Here is a 15,338-nt window from a genome sequence, read left to right as displayed (position 1 = left end):
GAAAACTCTGGAGCGGGTAGCGGGAATCGAACCCGCACGTTCAGCTTGGGAAGCTGACAGGCTGCCACTACATCATACCCGCGGCAGACCGCATCGGTAGCCGAGGCCCGGCGCGCCGTCAAGATGATTGCGCGGACCGCCCCCGTCCCGATGCCTTCCCAGGGTCGCGGCCTTGCGCTAAGGCTCGGGCGGGAACCACAGGGGGGAGGACCTGACCTTGACACTCGATCTGCCCGAAACGGGCACCTTTGTCGGCCGCGCCTGGCGCGCTGACCGGGACGGCCCTTCGGTGATCGTCCGGCGCGGCGCCGAGGCGGTGGACATCACCGGCAGCCGCGTGCCCACGATGCAGGCGCTGCTGGACCTCGACGACCCCGCCGCCTACGCCCGCGAGGCGCCGGGCGAAAGCCTGGGGCCGCTCGAGGCGCTGGCCGCGGCCTCCACCGAAGCCGCACAGGGCACCCGCCTGCTGGCCCCCTGCGACCTGCAACCGGTCAAGGCCTGCGGCGTAACCTTCGTGTCCTCCATGCTGGAGCGGGTGATCGAGGAACAGGCCAAGGGCGATCCGGCCAAGGCCGAGGGCATCCGCCAGCGCTGCACCGAGATCCTCGGCGACAGCCTGCGCGCGGTCCAGCCGGGATCGGACAAGGCGCTGGCGCTCAAGGAGGTGCTGATCGCCGATGGCGTCTGGTCGCAGTACCTCGAGGTGGGCATCGGCCCCTATGCCGAGGTGTTTTCCAAGGCGCAGCCGATGGCAGCGGTGGGCTTCGGCGCGGCGGTCGGCCTGCACCCGATCTCCACCTGGAACAACCCCGAGCCCGAGATCGTGCTGGCCTGCGACAGCCACGGCCGCATCCGCGGCGCGACCCTGGGCAACGACGTGAACCTGCGCGACGTCGAAGGGCGCTCGGCCCTGCTGCTGGGCAAGGCCAAGGACAACAACGCCTCCTGCGCCGTCGGCCCCATGCTGCGGCTGTTCGACGACAGCTACAGCCTTGACGACGTGCGGCAGGCCGAACTGACACTGACGGTGACGGGCGAGGACGGCTATGTCCTGACCGGCCGCAGCAGCATGTCCCAGATCAGCCGCGACCCCGAAGACCTGGTGGCCCAGACCTGCGGCGCGCACCACCAGTACCCGGATGGGTTCTTCCTGATGCTGGGCACGCTGTTCGCCCCCACGCAGGACCGCGACACGCCCGGGGGTGGCTTCACGCACAAGTTGGGGGATGTGGTGACCATCTCCGAACCCGCGCTGGGGGCCTTGCGCAACATCGTGCGCCTGTCCACCGAATGCCCGCCCTGGACCTTTGGCACCAGCGCGCTGATGGCCAACCTCGCGCGGCGCGGCCTGCTCTGACCCTCAGGCAGACCTGCCGCGATCCGGGCCGCCACCCCTGCATCTTTGGTCGTGAAATATCCCGGGGGTCCGGGGGCAGCGCCCCCGGCCGGTCGCCGCGCAGGGCGCGGCGAAACCGGGTCAGCTTCGCCGGCGCCGCCGTCCCCCGCGATCATCGCCGCTGGTGTTGAAGCTCACGTTCGGCAGCGTCACGATCTTCTTCAACTCCGGGAACGGGTCCGTGGCGTGCGGGATCGCGTTGGCGTTGACAAAGTGCTCCTGGAACCTCGGCTCGATCGCGGTCTCGACCTTGGTGATCTCCTTGACCACGCGCTCGATCTCGCGCCGTGCGGCCAGGTTGCACAGCGCGATCCGCGCGCCGGTGCCCGCCGCGTTGCCGGCCGAGGTCACCTTGTCCAGCGGCACGTCCGGAATCATCCCCAGCACCATGGCGTGTTTCGGCGAGATATGCGCGCCGAAAGCCCCCGCCAGCACCACGCGGTCCACCGTGTCCACGCCGCGCGTGTCCATCAGCAGCCGCGCGCCGGCGTAGAGCGCCGACTTGGCCAGCTGAATGGCCCGTATGTCACCCTGGGTCACGGTGATTCGCGGGCCGCCGTCTTCGGTGGCGTCGTGGATCAGGTAGCTGTGCGTGCGCCCCTCGGGGAAACAGCGTTCGGTCCCAGTCTGTGCCGGGCCGCCGATCAAGCCCGAGGGATCCAGCAGGCCCGCGGTGCGCAGTTCCGCCACCGCCTCGATGATGCCCGAGCCGCAGATGCCGGTGATCCCGGTGGCCGCAGTTTCCTCCCAGAAGCCGTCCTCATCCGACCACTTGTCGCAGCCGATGACGCGAAAGCGCGGCTCCTTGGTCTCGGGGTCGATGCGGATTGCGTCGATGGCGCCGGGGGCGGCGCGCTGGCCGGAACTGATCTGCGCGCCTTCAAAGGCCGGCCCGGTGGGCGAGGAGCAGGCCAGCACGCGGGTCTTGTCACCCAGCAGGATCTCGGCGTTGGTTCCTACATCAACAATGAGCACCAGGTCATTGGATTTGCCCGGTTCTTCGGACAGGGCGACGGCGGCAGCGTCGGCGCCGACGTGGCCCGCGATGCAGGGCAGGACGTAGATCTGCGCCGAGGCGGGCAGGGTCGTCAGGTCGAGGTCACGCGCCGTCAGCGACAGCGCGTTCGAGGTGGCCAGCGCAAAGGGCGCCTGGCCCAGTTCCACCGGGTCGATGCCCAGCAGCAGGTGGTGCATGACCGGGTTGCAGACAAACACCGTCTCGAGGATCAGCGAGGGCGCGATCCCGGCCTCCTTCGCCAGTTCGGAGGCCAGCGTGTCGATCGCCTCGCGCACCACGCGCGTCATCTCGACGTCGCCGCCCGGGTTCATCATGGCGTAGGACACCCGGCTCATCAGGTCCTCGCCGAAGCGTATCTGCGGGTTCATGATGCCGGAAGAGGCCTTGACCTCGCCGGTCTCGAGGTTGGTCAGATGCGCCGCGATGGTGGTCGAGCCGAGGTCGATGGCCAGGCCAAAGAGACCGCCCTCGTGCAGGCCGGGCCAGGCGGAGATCAGGCGCGGCACTGCCGCATGATCGGATTTGTGCAGGGCAACGGTGATCTTCCAGCCGCCCTTGCGCAGAACCGGCTGCAATCCGGCGAGTGTGGAGAACTCTGTGGATATCTCCGGGATATCCCATTGCGCCTTCAGCGCGCGCTTGACCCGTTCGAGGTCGCCGGTCGGCTCGTGCATGTCCGGCTCTTCGACTTCGATGTAGTAGAGGCGGGTGGCGGGATCCATCTCGATGACCCGGGCGGTGGCGGCCTTGCGCACCACCTGGCGGTGCACCTGGCTTTCCGCCGGCACGTCGATCACCACGTCGCGCAACACGCTCGCCTGGCATCCCAGGCGGCGACCCGACTTCAGGCCGCGCACACGGTCATAGCGGGCCTCGACGTCGTTCCAGTCGGACAGGGCATCCTCGGCGACGCTGACGCCATGCTTGGGGAAATCACCGTAGGCGGGCGTGATCTGACACTTGGAGCAGATGCCGCGCCCGCCGCAGACGGAATCGAGATCGACGCCCAGCTGCCGGGCGGCGGTCAGCACCGGGGTCCCGACGGGAAAGCGGCCCCGCTTGCCGGAGGGAGTGAAGATCACGAGGGGGTCTTGCGCCATTGGGTCCGCCTTTGTCTGCCGTGCCGCGGACCATAGCGCCGGAACTGGCGAGGGAAAGCTTTTCCAGCGACATGACCGGGTGCGAAGGCGGCATTTCCGGGACTGCCGCCCTGGCCCCCGCGCGGGCAAAAGTTTTTCGGAAAACTTTTGCAAATTCCATGTGTGGAATTTGCGTCGCGCGTCGCTCGGTCCGGGTCAGCGGCCGTCGAGCCAACGCAGGATCTCGCCCCGGTTGCCATCCAGATCGGGCGCCGGGCCGCGGGTGGTGGGGTCGGGGGCGTCGGTCATCTTGATCGGGTTGCCCGCCGCCTTGAACGCCTGCCGCCCGTTCTTGTCGAGAACGTCAACAACCATGTTGCGCGCCAGAATCTGCGGATCCTTCAGCACCTGCGCCACGTCCTGAATCGGACCGGTGGGGATGCCGGCCGCGGTCAGCCGCGAAATCCAGTAGGCGCGGGTGTTTTCCAGCGTCACTGCCTCGATCAGCCGTTTCAGCAGGCGCGCGTGCTTGCAGCGTTCGGGGTTGGTCGTGAAGCGCGGGTCGTCCGAGATCGGCAGGTTCAGCGCGATGCAGAGCTTTTCGAACAGCCGGTCGTTGCCGGCGGCGATCACGAACAGCCCGTCCGAGGCGTGGAAGGTCTCGAACGGGGTGATCGACGGGTGCCGCGCGCCCGAGGGGCCCGGCGCCTTGCCGGTCACCGTGGTCAGCGCGACGGCGTGTTCGAGGATGGCGAGTTGCGAATCGAGCATCGCGACGTCGATCTTGCGTCCCACGCCGGACCGATCGCGGTCCAGCAGCGCCGCGAGGATGCCCTGTGTCAGGTACATGCCGGCCACGATGTCGCCGATCGACGCGCCGACGCGCACCGGGTCGCGGTCCTTTTCGCCGGTGATCGACATCACGCCGCCGCGCGCCTGCACCACCATGTCGTAGGCCGGGCGCTTGGCGTCCGGTCCGGTATGGCCAAAGCCCGAGACCGCGCCGTAAACCAGGCGCGGAAAGGCGGCATGCAGATCGTCCCAGCCGTAGCCCAGCCGTTCCATCACCCCGGGGCGGTAGTTCTCGACAACCACGTCGGCGCGGGCCAGCAACCGTTCAAAGATCGCCCGGTCGGCGTCGGCCTTGAGGTTCAGCGCGATGCTCTTCTTGCCGTGGTTGATGGCGGCGAAATAGGCCGACTTGCCGTCCTTGAAGGGCGGAAAGGTGCGGGTATCGTCGCCGGTCCTGGGTTGTTCGACCTTGATCACCTGCGCCCCCATGTCCGCCAGCGTGAGCGTGCAGAACGGCCCGGCAAGGACATGGGTCAGGTCGAGGATCACATATCCGGCAAGGGGGGCGGTCATGGGTGGGTCCTGTCTTCGGTCTCGTGTGCTCCCGACCACAGAAGCGTGACGGTGCGGGGACGGCAAGCCATGTATCAGGCCTCGGCGCAAGAGCACAGGCCAAGGCGCCGCCCGAGGCGCGGAAATCGGCTCAGGCGGCGTCGCTTGCCTTTCCGGGTGCCTCAGGAATGGGCGCCTCGCGCGTGAAAGATGAAGCCCAGCAGGTTCATCAGCAACTGCGCGGCAAGAATCGACGTGCTGCCCGACGGGTCGTAGTCGGGCGCCACCTCGACCAGGTCGATGCCCACCACCGGATGGTCGCGGACGACCTGCTGGAGCAGTTCAAGGACCTCGTAGTAGAGAAAGCCGCCGTGGCTGGGTGTGCCGGTTCCGGGTGCGATGGAGGGGCAGAAGGCGTCGATGTCGATGGTGATGTAAACCGGCGCGCCCGCGGGCAGGCGGGCGGCGGTGGCCTCTGCCCCCAGTTTGCGCATCTGGCGGACCGACAGGATGTCCGAGCCGCGGGCGCGGGCGTCCTCGTAACCTTCGCGTGCGGTCGAGGACACGTTGCGGATGCCGACCTGGGTCAGCCCGGTGACCCAGGGCTTTTCGGCGGCGCGGCGCATCGGGTTGCCGTGGCCGCGCGTCACGCCGTGGCGTTCGTCGACAAAGTCGAGATGGGCGTCGATCTGAAGGATGTGGAAGGGCGCGCGGCCCTCGTAGGCCTCGATGCAGGGGATGTTGATCGAATGGTCGCCGCCGATGGTGACGGGCAGGGCGCCCGCCGCCAGGGCCGCCTCGACACCCGCGCGGATGTTGGCGTGGCTCTGGATCGTGTCGGTATGCACGATGTCGGCATCGCCCATGTCCACCAGCCGTACGCCTTCGAGGTAGATGGCGTCGTCCTCGTGGTCATAGGCCCCGGCGTGGCCAAAGCTGAACAGGGTCGAGGCCTCGCGCACCCCGCGCGGCCCGAACCGCGCGCCCGCCCGCCATTGCGTGCCGGCGTCGAACGGCGCGCCGAGGATGGCGGCGTCGGCCTCGAGGACCGACCAGTCGGGTTGATGCGGGGCCTTGGCAAAGGTGCAGATGCCGGTGAAGGGCAGGTTCAGGCGTCCGGTCGTGTAGCTGTGACTCATCGGGCTCTCCTTGCGTGAGCGACAGCCTAACCGGGTGCGCGGCGGCAACAAGGGGCAGGCGCTGTCAAGCACGATTTTATCGTCAGGGTTGAACTAATGCCTTTGGGCTCGCGTAATTCATGACTAACGTAAAGTCAATTGATTCAGCTAGTGGTTGTTGGGAGGACCATGTCATGCGCGAACACTGGAACTGGATTGTCGGCGTCTGCCTTGCGGGAGGGCTGCCCCTGGCGGCGGTGGCGCAGGATTACGGCACGGACATGCCGGCCGAACCCGCCCCGGGGGTGCGGTTCCCGACCTCGGAGACCGAGATCGACGCCTGGATCTATGCCGAACCACAGGACAGCGCCGCGATCCATGCGCATGGCTGGGGGATATGGGCCGGGTTGACCCATCCCGTCGACGGCTCCGGCCCCTATGCCCGGCTGACCTACCAGACCTGGCTGACCAAGGCGGACGTCATCGCCGTCTTCACCGGCAAGGAGCCTGGGGAAAACCTGCAACTGGGCGAGTCCAACCAGATGTTCAAGCACGGGCTGGTGGACGGATTCCTGGCCAACCAGGCCGCCGAAAAGAAGGACGGAACGGAACCTGTCGCCAACGCCGCCGGGATCATCGTCAATACCGACGTGCTGGAAAACGTCGCCTACAGCCCGGCTTCGGCGCAGTACCTGCTGGACAACGGCATCGGCCGCCCCGAGGTGCTGGACGAGCTGCTGGCCAAGGGCGACAAGGTGCGCTTTCCCGACAATTCGGTGAATGTGAAACCGGTCTACAAGCTGGTGACCGACGACCGCATCACCAACTGGACCGATGCCGACGGGACCAAGCGCAGGCTCTACGCCTTCACCGCCTGGCCGGGGATCCCGGACACCACCAACTGGACGCCTGACATGAAGCAGGGCGGCTACCCCGAGGATCTCTGGCAGCAATGCGTCTATGTCGACCTCGACCTCAAGGGGCCGACCACCTCGACCGGGGCGGACGTGAACTGCGCCAGCCCTTCGGCGGACAGCATCTATTCGGTGGACGATTTCATCGCCGTCGATCTGAAGGCCGCCAACGCGACCTTCGTCAACACCACGACGGGGGATGAGACCACGCTGGGCGGGGACGGTCCCGCGCTGGCGCTGCTGGTGGCGATGCACGTCACCTCGCGCGAGATCACGCAATGGACCTGGCAGACCTTCTGGTGGCAGGCGGACGCGGCGCGGCCCAACACGCCGTCCAGCGCCGACATTGCCGCCGCGCGGCCCGACACGCTGACACCGCAGGCCATGCATTACGCCATGGCGCCGGCCTATTCCATGCTCGTTCCGGCGCAGCCGCTGGTGGGCGGAAAGAACGTCGGCGCGCTGGTCACCGCCTTCAACCCCTACCTCGAGTCGGGGTTCGGCACCGGGGTCTTTTCCTTCCAGGAGACGGTGCAGACGCCGGACGGCAAGGGCGGCTGGACCACCACAACCACGGACCTCGGCATTCAGACCAACTGCATGACCTGCCATGGCCTCGCTGCCTGGGGCGGACGCGGGTCGGGCTACGCGGCCAACTTCTACGTGCCGCGCGACCACTGGGTGTTCGACACCGCGCTGGACGTGGATTTTGCCTGGTCGGTGCAGTCGATCGGCGAGTCGGTGCAGAAAGCCGACAAGAAGTAGGCGCAGGGCGATCTGCGCCGGGAAAGGCCCCTGGTTCGGGGGCCTTTCGCGTGTCTGAGGTGGGTCGGTCAGAGCGGTTTTCTCGCCTCGATACAGGTGCTTGCGATGCGTCCTTCGGACAGGCTGCGCGTGTAGTTCGCACGCCGTTCCATGAAGTCGGCACCCAGTACCACCGCGTTGCACTGTGTCTGCGCGGGGTCCGGCACCTGTCCCGAGGCGCCGAGCTGCCGCGCCAGGTCGAGGTGCGCCTGCGTTTCGTCCACGGCATCGACGACGTCGAAACCGGCGCGGGCAAAGCGGTCGAGCAGGACCGCGTGGCTGTCCAGAAAGCTGGCCTCGGCCGTGCGGGCCCAGGGCAGCGGGTAATGCGGCGCGCCGGTTCCCGTGGTGACCTCGGTCCAGACCAGCCGCCCGCCCGGTTTCAGCACGCGCAGGCACTCGGCCAGCACGGCGGACGAGTCGGGCAGGTTCATGCCGACATAGAAGCACAGGGCATGGTCAAAACCGGCATCGGCCATCGGCAGGTGCGCCGCATCGCCCTGCACAAAGTCGACCATAGCGCCCAACCCGCAGAGCGCGGTCAAGTCACGCGCGGTGTCGACAAAGGCGAGGGTCAGGTCGATCCCCATTACCCGGCAGCCGCATGTGGCTGCGAGGTAGCGCGCCGGACCGCCGATGCCGGACCCGATGTCCAGGACATGCGCGCCGGGTTTGGGTGACAGGCGGGCAGCATGGTCCCGCGTCGCGTGCAGTTCGCGGCCGTGAAGCTGATCAAAACGGTACAGCATGTCCGGTGTGAGCGGATTGCCCGTTTCCGGAGCCCAGGGGATCGCGGACAGGATGCGCGCGACGATGTCGGCCGAGCCATAATGCTCCTGCACCGCGGTGCTCATAACTGTGCCGCCAGTGGCTGGGCAGGTGTCACGTAGTGTGAAAGCAAGACCCAGGCTGTCAGCGGGTTGCCAGGCGCAGGCGCTTTGGCACCCTGTCGCCCGGAGGAGATCCCAAGAGAGACGCCGGAATGCTTCGTGCAGGTCCGCCACACACGCCCCGGGATCACGCAAAGACGATCCGTTTGCACGGCCTTCAACTCCATCAAGGACATCGGCCGCTGCGGCGGCGCGGCGCGCCGGACAGGCAGTCCGGCCAACCATGCGCCCGGCCTGCGAGTCTGGCAATGCACTTCGCATGGCGCGCCTGCGCCGCCTTCGACTGTCCACCCGCCCTTTCCTTTCCCAGCCGACCGTGCAATAGGGAGCCGCCAACCGATCCCCTCCAAAGGAGTACCCCTCATGGAGATTCGCGAGGCTCTGACCTTCGATGACGTCCTGCTCGTTCCCGCGGCCTCCAGTGTGCTGCCGTCTACGGTGGACACGCGGACCTGGGTGACACGGTCCATCGCCCTGAACATCCCGCTTCTGTCCAGCGCCATGGACACGGTGACCGAGAGCCGCATGGCCATCACCATGGCCCAGGCCGGCGGGATAGGCGTGATTCACAAGAACCTGACCGTCGATGAGCAGGCGCGCGAGGTGCGGCGGGTGAAGCGGTTCGAATCCGGCATCGTCTACAACCCGGTCACCCTGCGCCCCGACCAGACCCTGGGCGACGCGCGGATGCTGACCGAGCGGTATGGGTTCACCGGCTTTCCGGTGGTCGACGAACAGCACCGCGTGGTGGGCATCGTGACCAACCGCGACATGCGCTTTGCCCAGCACGACGCGACGCCCGTCCACGCCATGATGACCCGCGACAACCTGGCCATCCTGACCGAACCGGCCGACCGCGACGAAGCGATCGACCTGATGAAGAAACGGCGCATCGAAAAGCTGCTGGTGACCGACAGCAAGGGCAAGCTGACCGGTCTCCTGACGCTGAAGGACACCGAGCAGGCCGTGCTGAACCCGACCGCCTGCAAGGACGGGCTGGGCCGCCTGCGCGTAGCCGCGGCGACCGGCGTGGGTGATGCCGGGCGCGAGCGGTCCGAGGCGCTGGTGGACGCGCAGGTCGACATCCTGGTGATCGACACCGCGCATGGCCATTCCGCCGGGGTGCTGAAGGCTGTCGAGCAGGCCAAGCTGCTGTCGAACGAGGTGCAGGTGATCGCCGGCAACGTTGCCACCGCCGAGGCGACGCGCGCGCTGATCGATGCCGGTGCCGACGCGGTCAAGGTGGGGATCGGGCCGGGCTCGATCTGCACGACGCGGATGGTGGCGGGCGTCGGCGTGCCGCAGCTGACCGCGATCATGGATTGCGCGCAGGCCGCCGGTGACGTGCCGGTGATCGCCGATGGCGGCATCAAGTTCTCGGGCGATTTCGCCAAGGCGATCGCGGCCGGCGCTTCCTGCGCGATGGTGGGCAGCATGATTGCCGGGACCGACGAAAGCCCGGGCGAGGTGATCCTGTACCAGGGCCGCAGCTTCAAGGCCTACCGCGGCATGGGCTCGATCGGCGCCATGGCGCGCGGCTCGGCCGACCGCTATTTTCAGAAGGACGCCGCCAGTGACAAGCTGGTGCCGGAAGGCATCGAGGGGCAGGTGCCCTACAAGGGGTCGGCGGGCGCGGTGATCCACCAGCTGGTGGGCGGATTGCGCGCGGCGATGGGCTATACCGGCAACGCCACGGTCGAAGAGATGCGGCGCAACTGCCAATTCGTGAAGATCACCGGCGCGGGGCTCAAGGAAAGCCACGTGCACGACGTGCAGATCACCCGCGAAAGCCCGAACTACCGGATCGGGTGACGGGGATGGTCCGCCGGTCGGCCGCGTGTGGTATCTGTCTGCGAGGCGGTGGACTGGCGCGGCGCGAAGACCGCGCGATGCGGCGGCAGGGGCGGTAAAAGCGGCTTCGAAGCCGCTTTGGCGCTCTTGGCCGATGTGGTCTTCATGCCGCCGGGCCGGCACCGCATGCGTCTGCGCGCCGCCGGGCGTGTGTGCTCAACCCTGACGAATGCGCAGAAAAGTGGCTTCGAAGCCGCTTTGCTCCCATACCGACGGTCCTGACAGGACCTTCGGGCGTTCCACCGCGCCGCCTGTGGCGGCCGCCCCGGTGTGGCCCCTCCGGCAAGAGCGGAGAGCGCCCCGCCGAGTCATTTGGCCATTAACCCTTGAACCGTGCCTGCGGAACGCCCTGCACCCCAAGGCCCGTGAGCGCGAACAGGCCACCCGCCCGTGGCTGGCGTTTCGGCTCGGCGATGTCCTCGCCGCCGATGCTGGTCAGGTAGAGCACGTCCAGGTTCGGACCGCCGAACATCGGGCGCGAGGGTTTCTCGATCGGCAGGTCGATCGTCCGGTCGAGCTTGCCCTCCGGCGTGATCCGATAGAGCTGCCAGCCCGAGACCCCGGCCATCCAGTAGCACCCGTCGGCATCCACCGTGCCGCCATCCGGCCGACCCGTCACCGCGCGGGTGTCGAAGAGGACCCGCGGCGCGCCGGGCGTCCCGGTTTCCAGGTCGTAGTCGCAGACCCAGATCGTGCGCACGTTCGGCGCGCTGTCCGAGTAATACATGCGGCTTCCGTCGGGCGAGAAGGCCAGCCCGTTGGCAGTGTAGAGCTCGGTTGGCCCGGGTGTGACCGAATGGTCGGGATCCAGCCGGTAGAAGGTGCCCGTCGGCGGCTGCGTCAGGTCGCGCGGGTCGCGCATGGAGCCGGCCCAGAACCGCCCCGCGGGATCGGTGTTGCCGTCGTTGAAGCGGTTGTGCGGCAGGTGCGCTTCCGGGTCCGTGATCGGGGTCACCGCGCCGCTTTCCCAATCCAGCAGCTTGAAGCCCGACTTCGTCGCCAGCACCAGTCCGCCCCCCGCGCGCAGCGCCAGGCAGCCCACGGGTTCGCCCATCCCGCGCGTCTGGGTCAGCCCGGTCGCGGGATCGGTGCAATGGACAAGGCCGGGCGGAATATCGACCCACCACAGCCGCTGCGTCTCCACGTCCCAGACGATCCCTTCGCCGACGACGCTGCGGCTGTCCAGAATGCAGTCGATCTCGATGCCCATGCGGGGCTCCTCCCTTGATGTCCGGCGCCAGACTAGCCGCAACCGTGCCGCTCTGCCATGCCCTGTGCGGGCCTCGCCAAGGTCGCCCGCCTGCGCTAGTCAGAGCCGACCGCAGGACAAGCCTTCAGACCGGAGTGACACCCATGACCCCAGCCGCCCGCGTAGAGGCCGCCATCCGGATCCTCGACGGCATCGCCGCGGGGCATCCGGCCGAACAGCTGCTGACGACCTGGGGCAGGACCGCCCGCTATGCCGGGTCCAAGGACCGCGCCGCGGTCCGCGATCACGTGTTCGATGCGCTGCGATGCTGGCGCAGCGCGGCGGCCATGGGTGGCGGAGAGAGCGGGCGGGCGCGGATGCTGGGCCTGCTCCGGTTGCAGGGCCAGGACACCGCGGCGCTGTTCTCGGGCGAGGGGCACGGCCCGGCCTCGCTGACCGAGGCCGAGCAGGCGGCCGGCCATGCCTCCGAGGGCGCCGAGGCCTGGGACCTGCCGGACTGGCTGGCGGCGCAGTTCCGCGACAGCCTGGGTCCGGCGGCCGAAGCCACCGCGCTGGCGCTGCGTGCACGCGCGGACGTGTTCCTGCGGGTCAACACGCTGAAGGCGACGCTGGCCGAGGCGCGAGCGCGGCTGGCCGACGAGGGCATCGAGACCGAGCCGCACCCGCTGTCGCCGACCGCGCTGCGGGTGACCGGCGGTGCCCGCGCCATCGCGCGCAGCGCGGCCTACGCGGAGGGGCTGGTGGACTTGCAGGACGCCGCCAGCCAGGCCGTGGTGGACATGCTGCCGCTGTCGTCCGGGCTGCGCGTGCTCGACTATTGCGCCGGCGGCGGCGGCAAGGCGCTTGCCATGGCGGCGCGGATGGGAACGGGCCGGGTCGATGCGCATGACGCCGCGCCCAAACGAATGGCGGATCTGACGGCACGCGCGGCGCGGGCCGGGGCCGCGATCCGCACGCTGTCTTCCCCACGCGGTCCCTATGAGCTCGTCCTGTGTGACGTGCCCTGTTCGGGCAGCGGGGCCTGGCGGCGCGCCCCGGAGGGCAAATGGCGGCTGACCGAGGCGCGCCTCGCCGAGGTGCAGGCGCTCCAGGCGCGGATCCTCGACGACGCCGCGGCCCTCGTGGCGCCGGGCGGCACGCTGGCCTACGCCACCTGTTCCGTTCTGCAAGGAGAGAACGCCGCGCAGATCGCGGGTTTTGTCAGGCGTCGGCCGCAATGGCGGGTCCTGTCGCAACGTCAATTCCTGCCCGCCGAAGGGGGCGACGGGTTTTTCGCTGCAATTATGGGTTGTTGAATTCGCTCTTGGCGTGCAATGATTTGGCATGGCTCTTTCGGAAGTCCCAAACGGTTAACGCAGTTTTAACACCCTGGGCGGCCATTATGTCGGGATGCGAATCGAACAGCCGGGGGACTGAGTGCAGGCAACTGTCAACAGTGCGAACAGGCGCGCCCATGCCATGACACCGGTTTACGGTGCGGCGGCGCTGTTCGTGCTGGCCACCCTGTCCCTGCTGATCGCGCAACTGTCCGATATCCGTTCTGTCGAGGTGGTTGCGCTGGCGGCGACCGGCGCCTTTGGCTGTCTCGCTCTGCTCTGGCTGGTGCTGGACCGGGTGACCGGCGGGCGGCACAGGCGGCGGATCGAACAGCTGGCGGATTTCATCGAGAGCGAGCCTGCGTATTGCTTCCTGACCGATGGCGAAGGGCAGGTCCTGCGCGAAAACGGCGCCGCGCGTGACCGTTTCCCATCCGCCACCGAACCGCAGCTTCCCGCCCTACTGCGTGAAGTCTTCGCCAGTTCCGAAGGCATCGTGTACCGGCTTCAGCAAAAGGCGCTGCGTGACGGTGCCGCCGTCGAGGACGTCACAAGCCATTCCGAGGGCTACCGGATCTACGTGCGCAGCTTCCGGTCCGACCTGATGCTCTGGCGGCTGGAGAACGAATCCCAGCGTGCGGGCGGGCGCTCGCGCGCCGATCTCGCGGTGATCTCGCTGGGGCGGAACGGCGCGGTGCTCTACATGAACCCGGTGGCGCGCGACCTGGTCGGCCAACGGGTCAAGCGGCTGGACGACATCTTTGCCGACCTGCCGTTGCGACCAGGCGGCGTGCATTACCTGAAAGGCGCGCACGCCGGGCAGAGTGTTCTGGTGAACAGCGCCGACATCGGCGGCGGGCGGCTGGAACTGGTCCTGTCCCCGATCGCCGAGGACAGCGGCCGGCGCGACATCATGGGCAGCTTCGACGGCCTGCCGGTGCCGCTGCTCAAGGTCGCGCCCGACGGGCAGGTGCAGCGCGCCAACCCCGAGGCGCGGCGCTTGCTGAATCTCGGCCAGGGCGACCCGGGCCACATCGCCGAGCACATGGAAGGCCTCGGGCGCGCGATCCGCGACTGGCTGCAAGAGGCGGCGGACGGGCGCGGCCTGCATCGCTCGGAGTTTCTGCGGCTCACCCGCGCCGACCGCGAGGTCTTTGTCCAGGTCACGCTGAACCGGGTGATCGACGAGGGCGAGACCGCTCTGATCGCCGTGCTGAACGATGCGACCGAGCTCAAGACGCTCGAGGCGCAGTTCGTCCAGAGCCAGAAGATGCAGGCCATCGGCCAGCTGGCTGGCGGCGTCGCGCATGACTTCAACAACCTGTTGACCGCCATTTCCGGGCACTGTGACCTTCTGCTCCTGCGACACGACCAGGGCGACCCGGACTATGGCGACCTGGTGCAGATCAACCAGAACGCCAACCGCGCGGCGGCGCTGGTCGGCCAGTTGCTGGCCTTCTCGCGCAAGCAGACCATGCAGCCCGAGATCATGGATTTGCGCGACACCCTGTCGGACCTCGCCCACCTGCTGAACCGGCTCGTGGGGGAAAAGGTCCGGCTGACCCTGCGCCACGATCCGCAGTTGCCGCCCGTGCGGGGCGATCGCCGGCAACTGGAACAGGTGATGATGAACCTGGTGGTGAACGCCCGCGACGCCATGCCCGAAGGCGGCGAGATCGTCGTCGAGACCGAGCGCCGCGTTCTTGCCGAACCGATGTCGCGCGACCGCGCGGTCGTGGCGCCGGGAACTTATGTTTCGGTTCGGGTCACCGACGAGGGCATCGGCATCCCGCAGGACAAGCTGCAAAAGGTCTTCGAGCCGTTCTTCACCACCAAGCGCACGGGCGAAGGCACCGGGCTTGGCCTGTCCACCGTCTACGGCATCGTCAAGCAGACCGGCGGCTACATCTTTGTCGACAGCGTCGTGGGGCAGGGCACCTGTTTCACGCTGCTGTTCCCGGCCTACGAGACGGTGCAGGTCGAAGCCCGGCCCGCGCCGAAGCCGGTCGAGCAGAAACTGCCCGAACAGGGCTCCGGCGTGGTCCTGCTGGTCGAGGACGAAGCCCCCGTGCGAGCCTTTGCCGCCCGCGCACTGCGTCTGCGCGGCTACACCGTGATCGAGGCAGAGACCGCCGAGGACGCGTTGCGCACGCTCGAGGACGAGGACCTGGCGGTGGATGTCTTCGTCACGGACGTGGTGATGCCCGGCATGGACGGTCCGACCTGGGTGCGCAAGGCACGCGAAACCCGCCCCGACACCCGCGTCGTCTTTGTCTCGGGCTATGCCGAGGATGCCTTTGGCGAGGGCAGCGAAGTGATCCCGAACTCGGTCTTCCTGCCCAAGCCGTTCTCGCTCTCGGACCTGACCGAAACCGTGCACCGCCAGCTGACCTGA

At 68.1% G+C, this 15,338-nt stretch carries 10 protein-coding genes and 1 tRNA gene; 5 read left to right on the top strand and 6 right to left on the bottom strand.

The genetic code is table 11. From position 1 onward, the window contains the following. Nucleotides 1-8 precede the first annotated feature (8 nt). Nucleotides 9-82 (bottom strand) — tRNA-Gly (locus MAA8898_RS15650). 129 nt (nt 83-211) lie between these two features. Between MAA8898_RS15650 and MAA8898_RS15645 the strand changes: the two genes are divergently transcribed. Then, on the top strand, nt 212-1,360 hold the full coding sequence (locus MAA8898_RS15645; RefSeq protein WP_094021965.1) for a fumarylacetoacetate hydrolase family protein: 1,149 nt from the start codon (nt 212-214) through the stop codon (nt 1,358-1,360). Between the two features lie 120 nt (nt 1,361-1,480). Here MAA8898_RS15645 and MAA8898_RS15640 read toward each other — a convergent pair whose 3' ends face one another. From MAA8898_RS15640 to speB, 3 genes are all read right to left on the bottom strand, one after another. Beyond that, complete coding sequence (locus MAA8898_RS15640; protein ID WP_094021964.1) at nt 1,481-3,517, bottom strand: ASKHA domain-containing protein; 2,037 nt, start codon at nt 3,515-3,517, stop codon at nt 1,481-1,483. Nucleotides 3,518-3,712: 195 nt separating this feature from the next. Further along, the gene (locus MAA8898_RS15635) at nt 3,713-4,861 is read right to left on the bottom strand and encodes a CaiB/BaiF CoA transferase family protein (protein WP_094021963.1); all 1,149 of its coding nucleotides are present in this window, start codon (nt 4,859-4,861) and stop codon (nt 3,713-3,715) included. Nucleotides 4,862-5,022: 161 nt separating this feature from the next. Then, the gene (gene speB / locus MAA8898_RS15630; RefSeq protein ID WP_094021962.1) at nt 5,023-5,979 is read right to left on the bottom strand and encodes an agmatinase; all 957 of its coding nucleotides are present in this window, start codon (nt 5,977-5,979) and stop codon (nt 5,023-5,025) included. A gap of 173 nt (nt 5,980-6,152) precedes the next feature. Here speB and MAA8898_RS15625 point away from each other — a divergent pair, with 173 nt between their 5' ends. Further along, nucleotides 6,153-7,637 (top strand): hypothetical protein, encoded by a 1,485-nt coding sequence (locus tag MAA8898_RS15625; protein WP_094021961.1) that lies wholly within the window; start codon nt 6,153-6,155, stop codon nt 7,635-7,637. Nucleotides 7,638-7,705: 68 nt separating this feature from the next. Here the strand turns inward: MAA8898_RS15625 and MAA8898_RS15620 are convergent, their stop codons facing one another. Beyond that, complete coding sequence (locus MAA8898_RS15620; protein WP_094021960.1) at nt 7,706-8,530, bottom strand: class I SAM-dependent methyltransferase; 825 nt, start codon at nt 8,528-8,530, stop codon at nt 7,706-7,708. 399 nt (nt 8,531-8,929) lie between these two features. Between MAA8898_RS15620 and guaB the strand changes: the two genes are divergently transcribed. Continuing rightward, nucleotides 8,930-10,378 (top strand): IMP dehydrogenase, encoded by a 1,449-nt coding sequence (gene guaB, locus MAA8898_RS15615; RefSeq protein ID WP_094021959.1) that lies wholly within the window; start codon nt 8,930-8,932, stop codon nt 10,376-10,378. 358 nt (nt 10,379-10,736) lie between these two features. Here guaB and MAA8898_RS15610 read toward each other — a convergent pair whose 3' ends face one another. Continuing rightward, nucleotides 10,737-11,627, bottom strand: coding sequence for an SMP-30/gluconolactonase/LRE family protein (locus MAA8898_RS15610; protein WP_094021958.1), 891 nt, complete (start codon nt 11,625-11,627; stop codon nt 10,737-10,739). 143 nt (nt 11,628-11,770) lie between these two features. Between MAA8898_RS15610 and MAA8898_RS15605 the strand changes: the two genes are divergently transcribed. Both MAA8898_RS15605 and MAA8898_RS15600 read left to right on the top strand, forming a co-directional pair. Beyond that, nucleotides 11,771-12,922 carry an RsmB/NOP family class I SAM-dependent RNA methyltransferase gene (locus MAA8898_RS15605; protein ID WP_094021957.1) on the top strand — a complete coding sequence of 384 codons (1,152 nt, stop codon included), beginning with the start codon at nt 11,771-11,773 and terminating at the stop codon, nt 12,920-12,922. Nucleotides 12,923-13,085: 163 nt separating this feature from the next. Beyond that, nucleotides 13,086-15,338 carry an ATP-binding protein gene (locus tag MAA8898_RS15600; protein ID WP_094021956.1) on the top strand — a complete coding sequence of 751 codons (2,253 nt, stop codon included), beginning with the start codon at nt 13,086-13,088 and terminating at the stop codon, nt 15,336-15,338.

This window comes from Antarctobacter aquimaris (genome assembly GCF_900184945.1).
Taxonomy (GTDB): domain Bacteria; phylum Pseudomonadota; class Alphaproteobacteria; order Rhodobacterales; family Rhodobacteraceae; genus Maliponia; species Maliponia aquimaris.
Note: the sequence above shows the minus strand (reverse complement) of the source record. Positions and strands in the feature narration are given on the sequence as shown.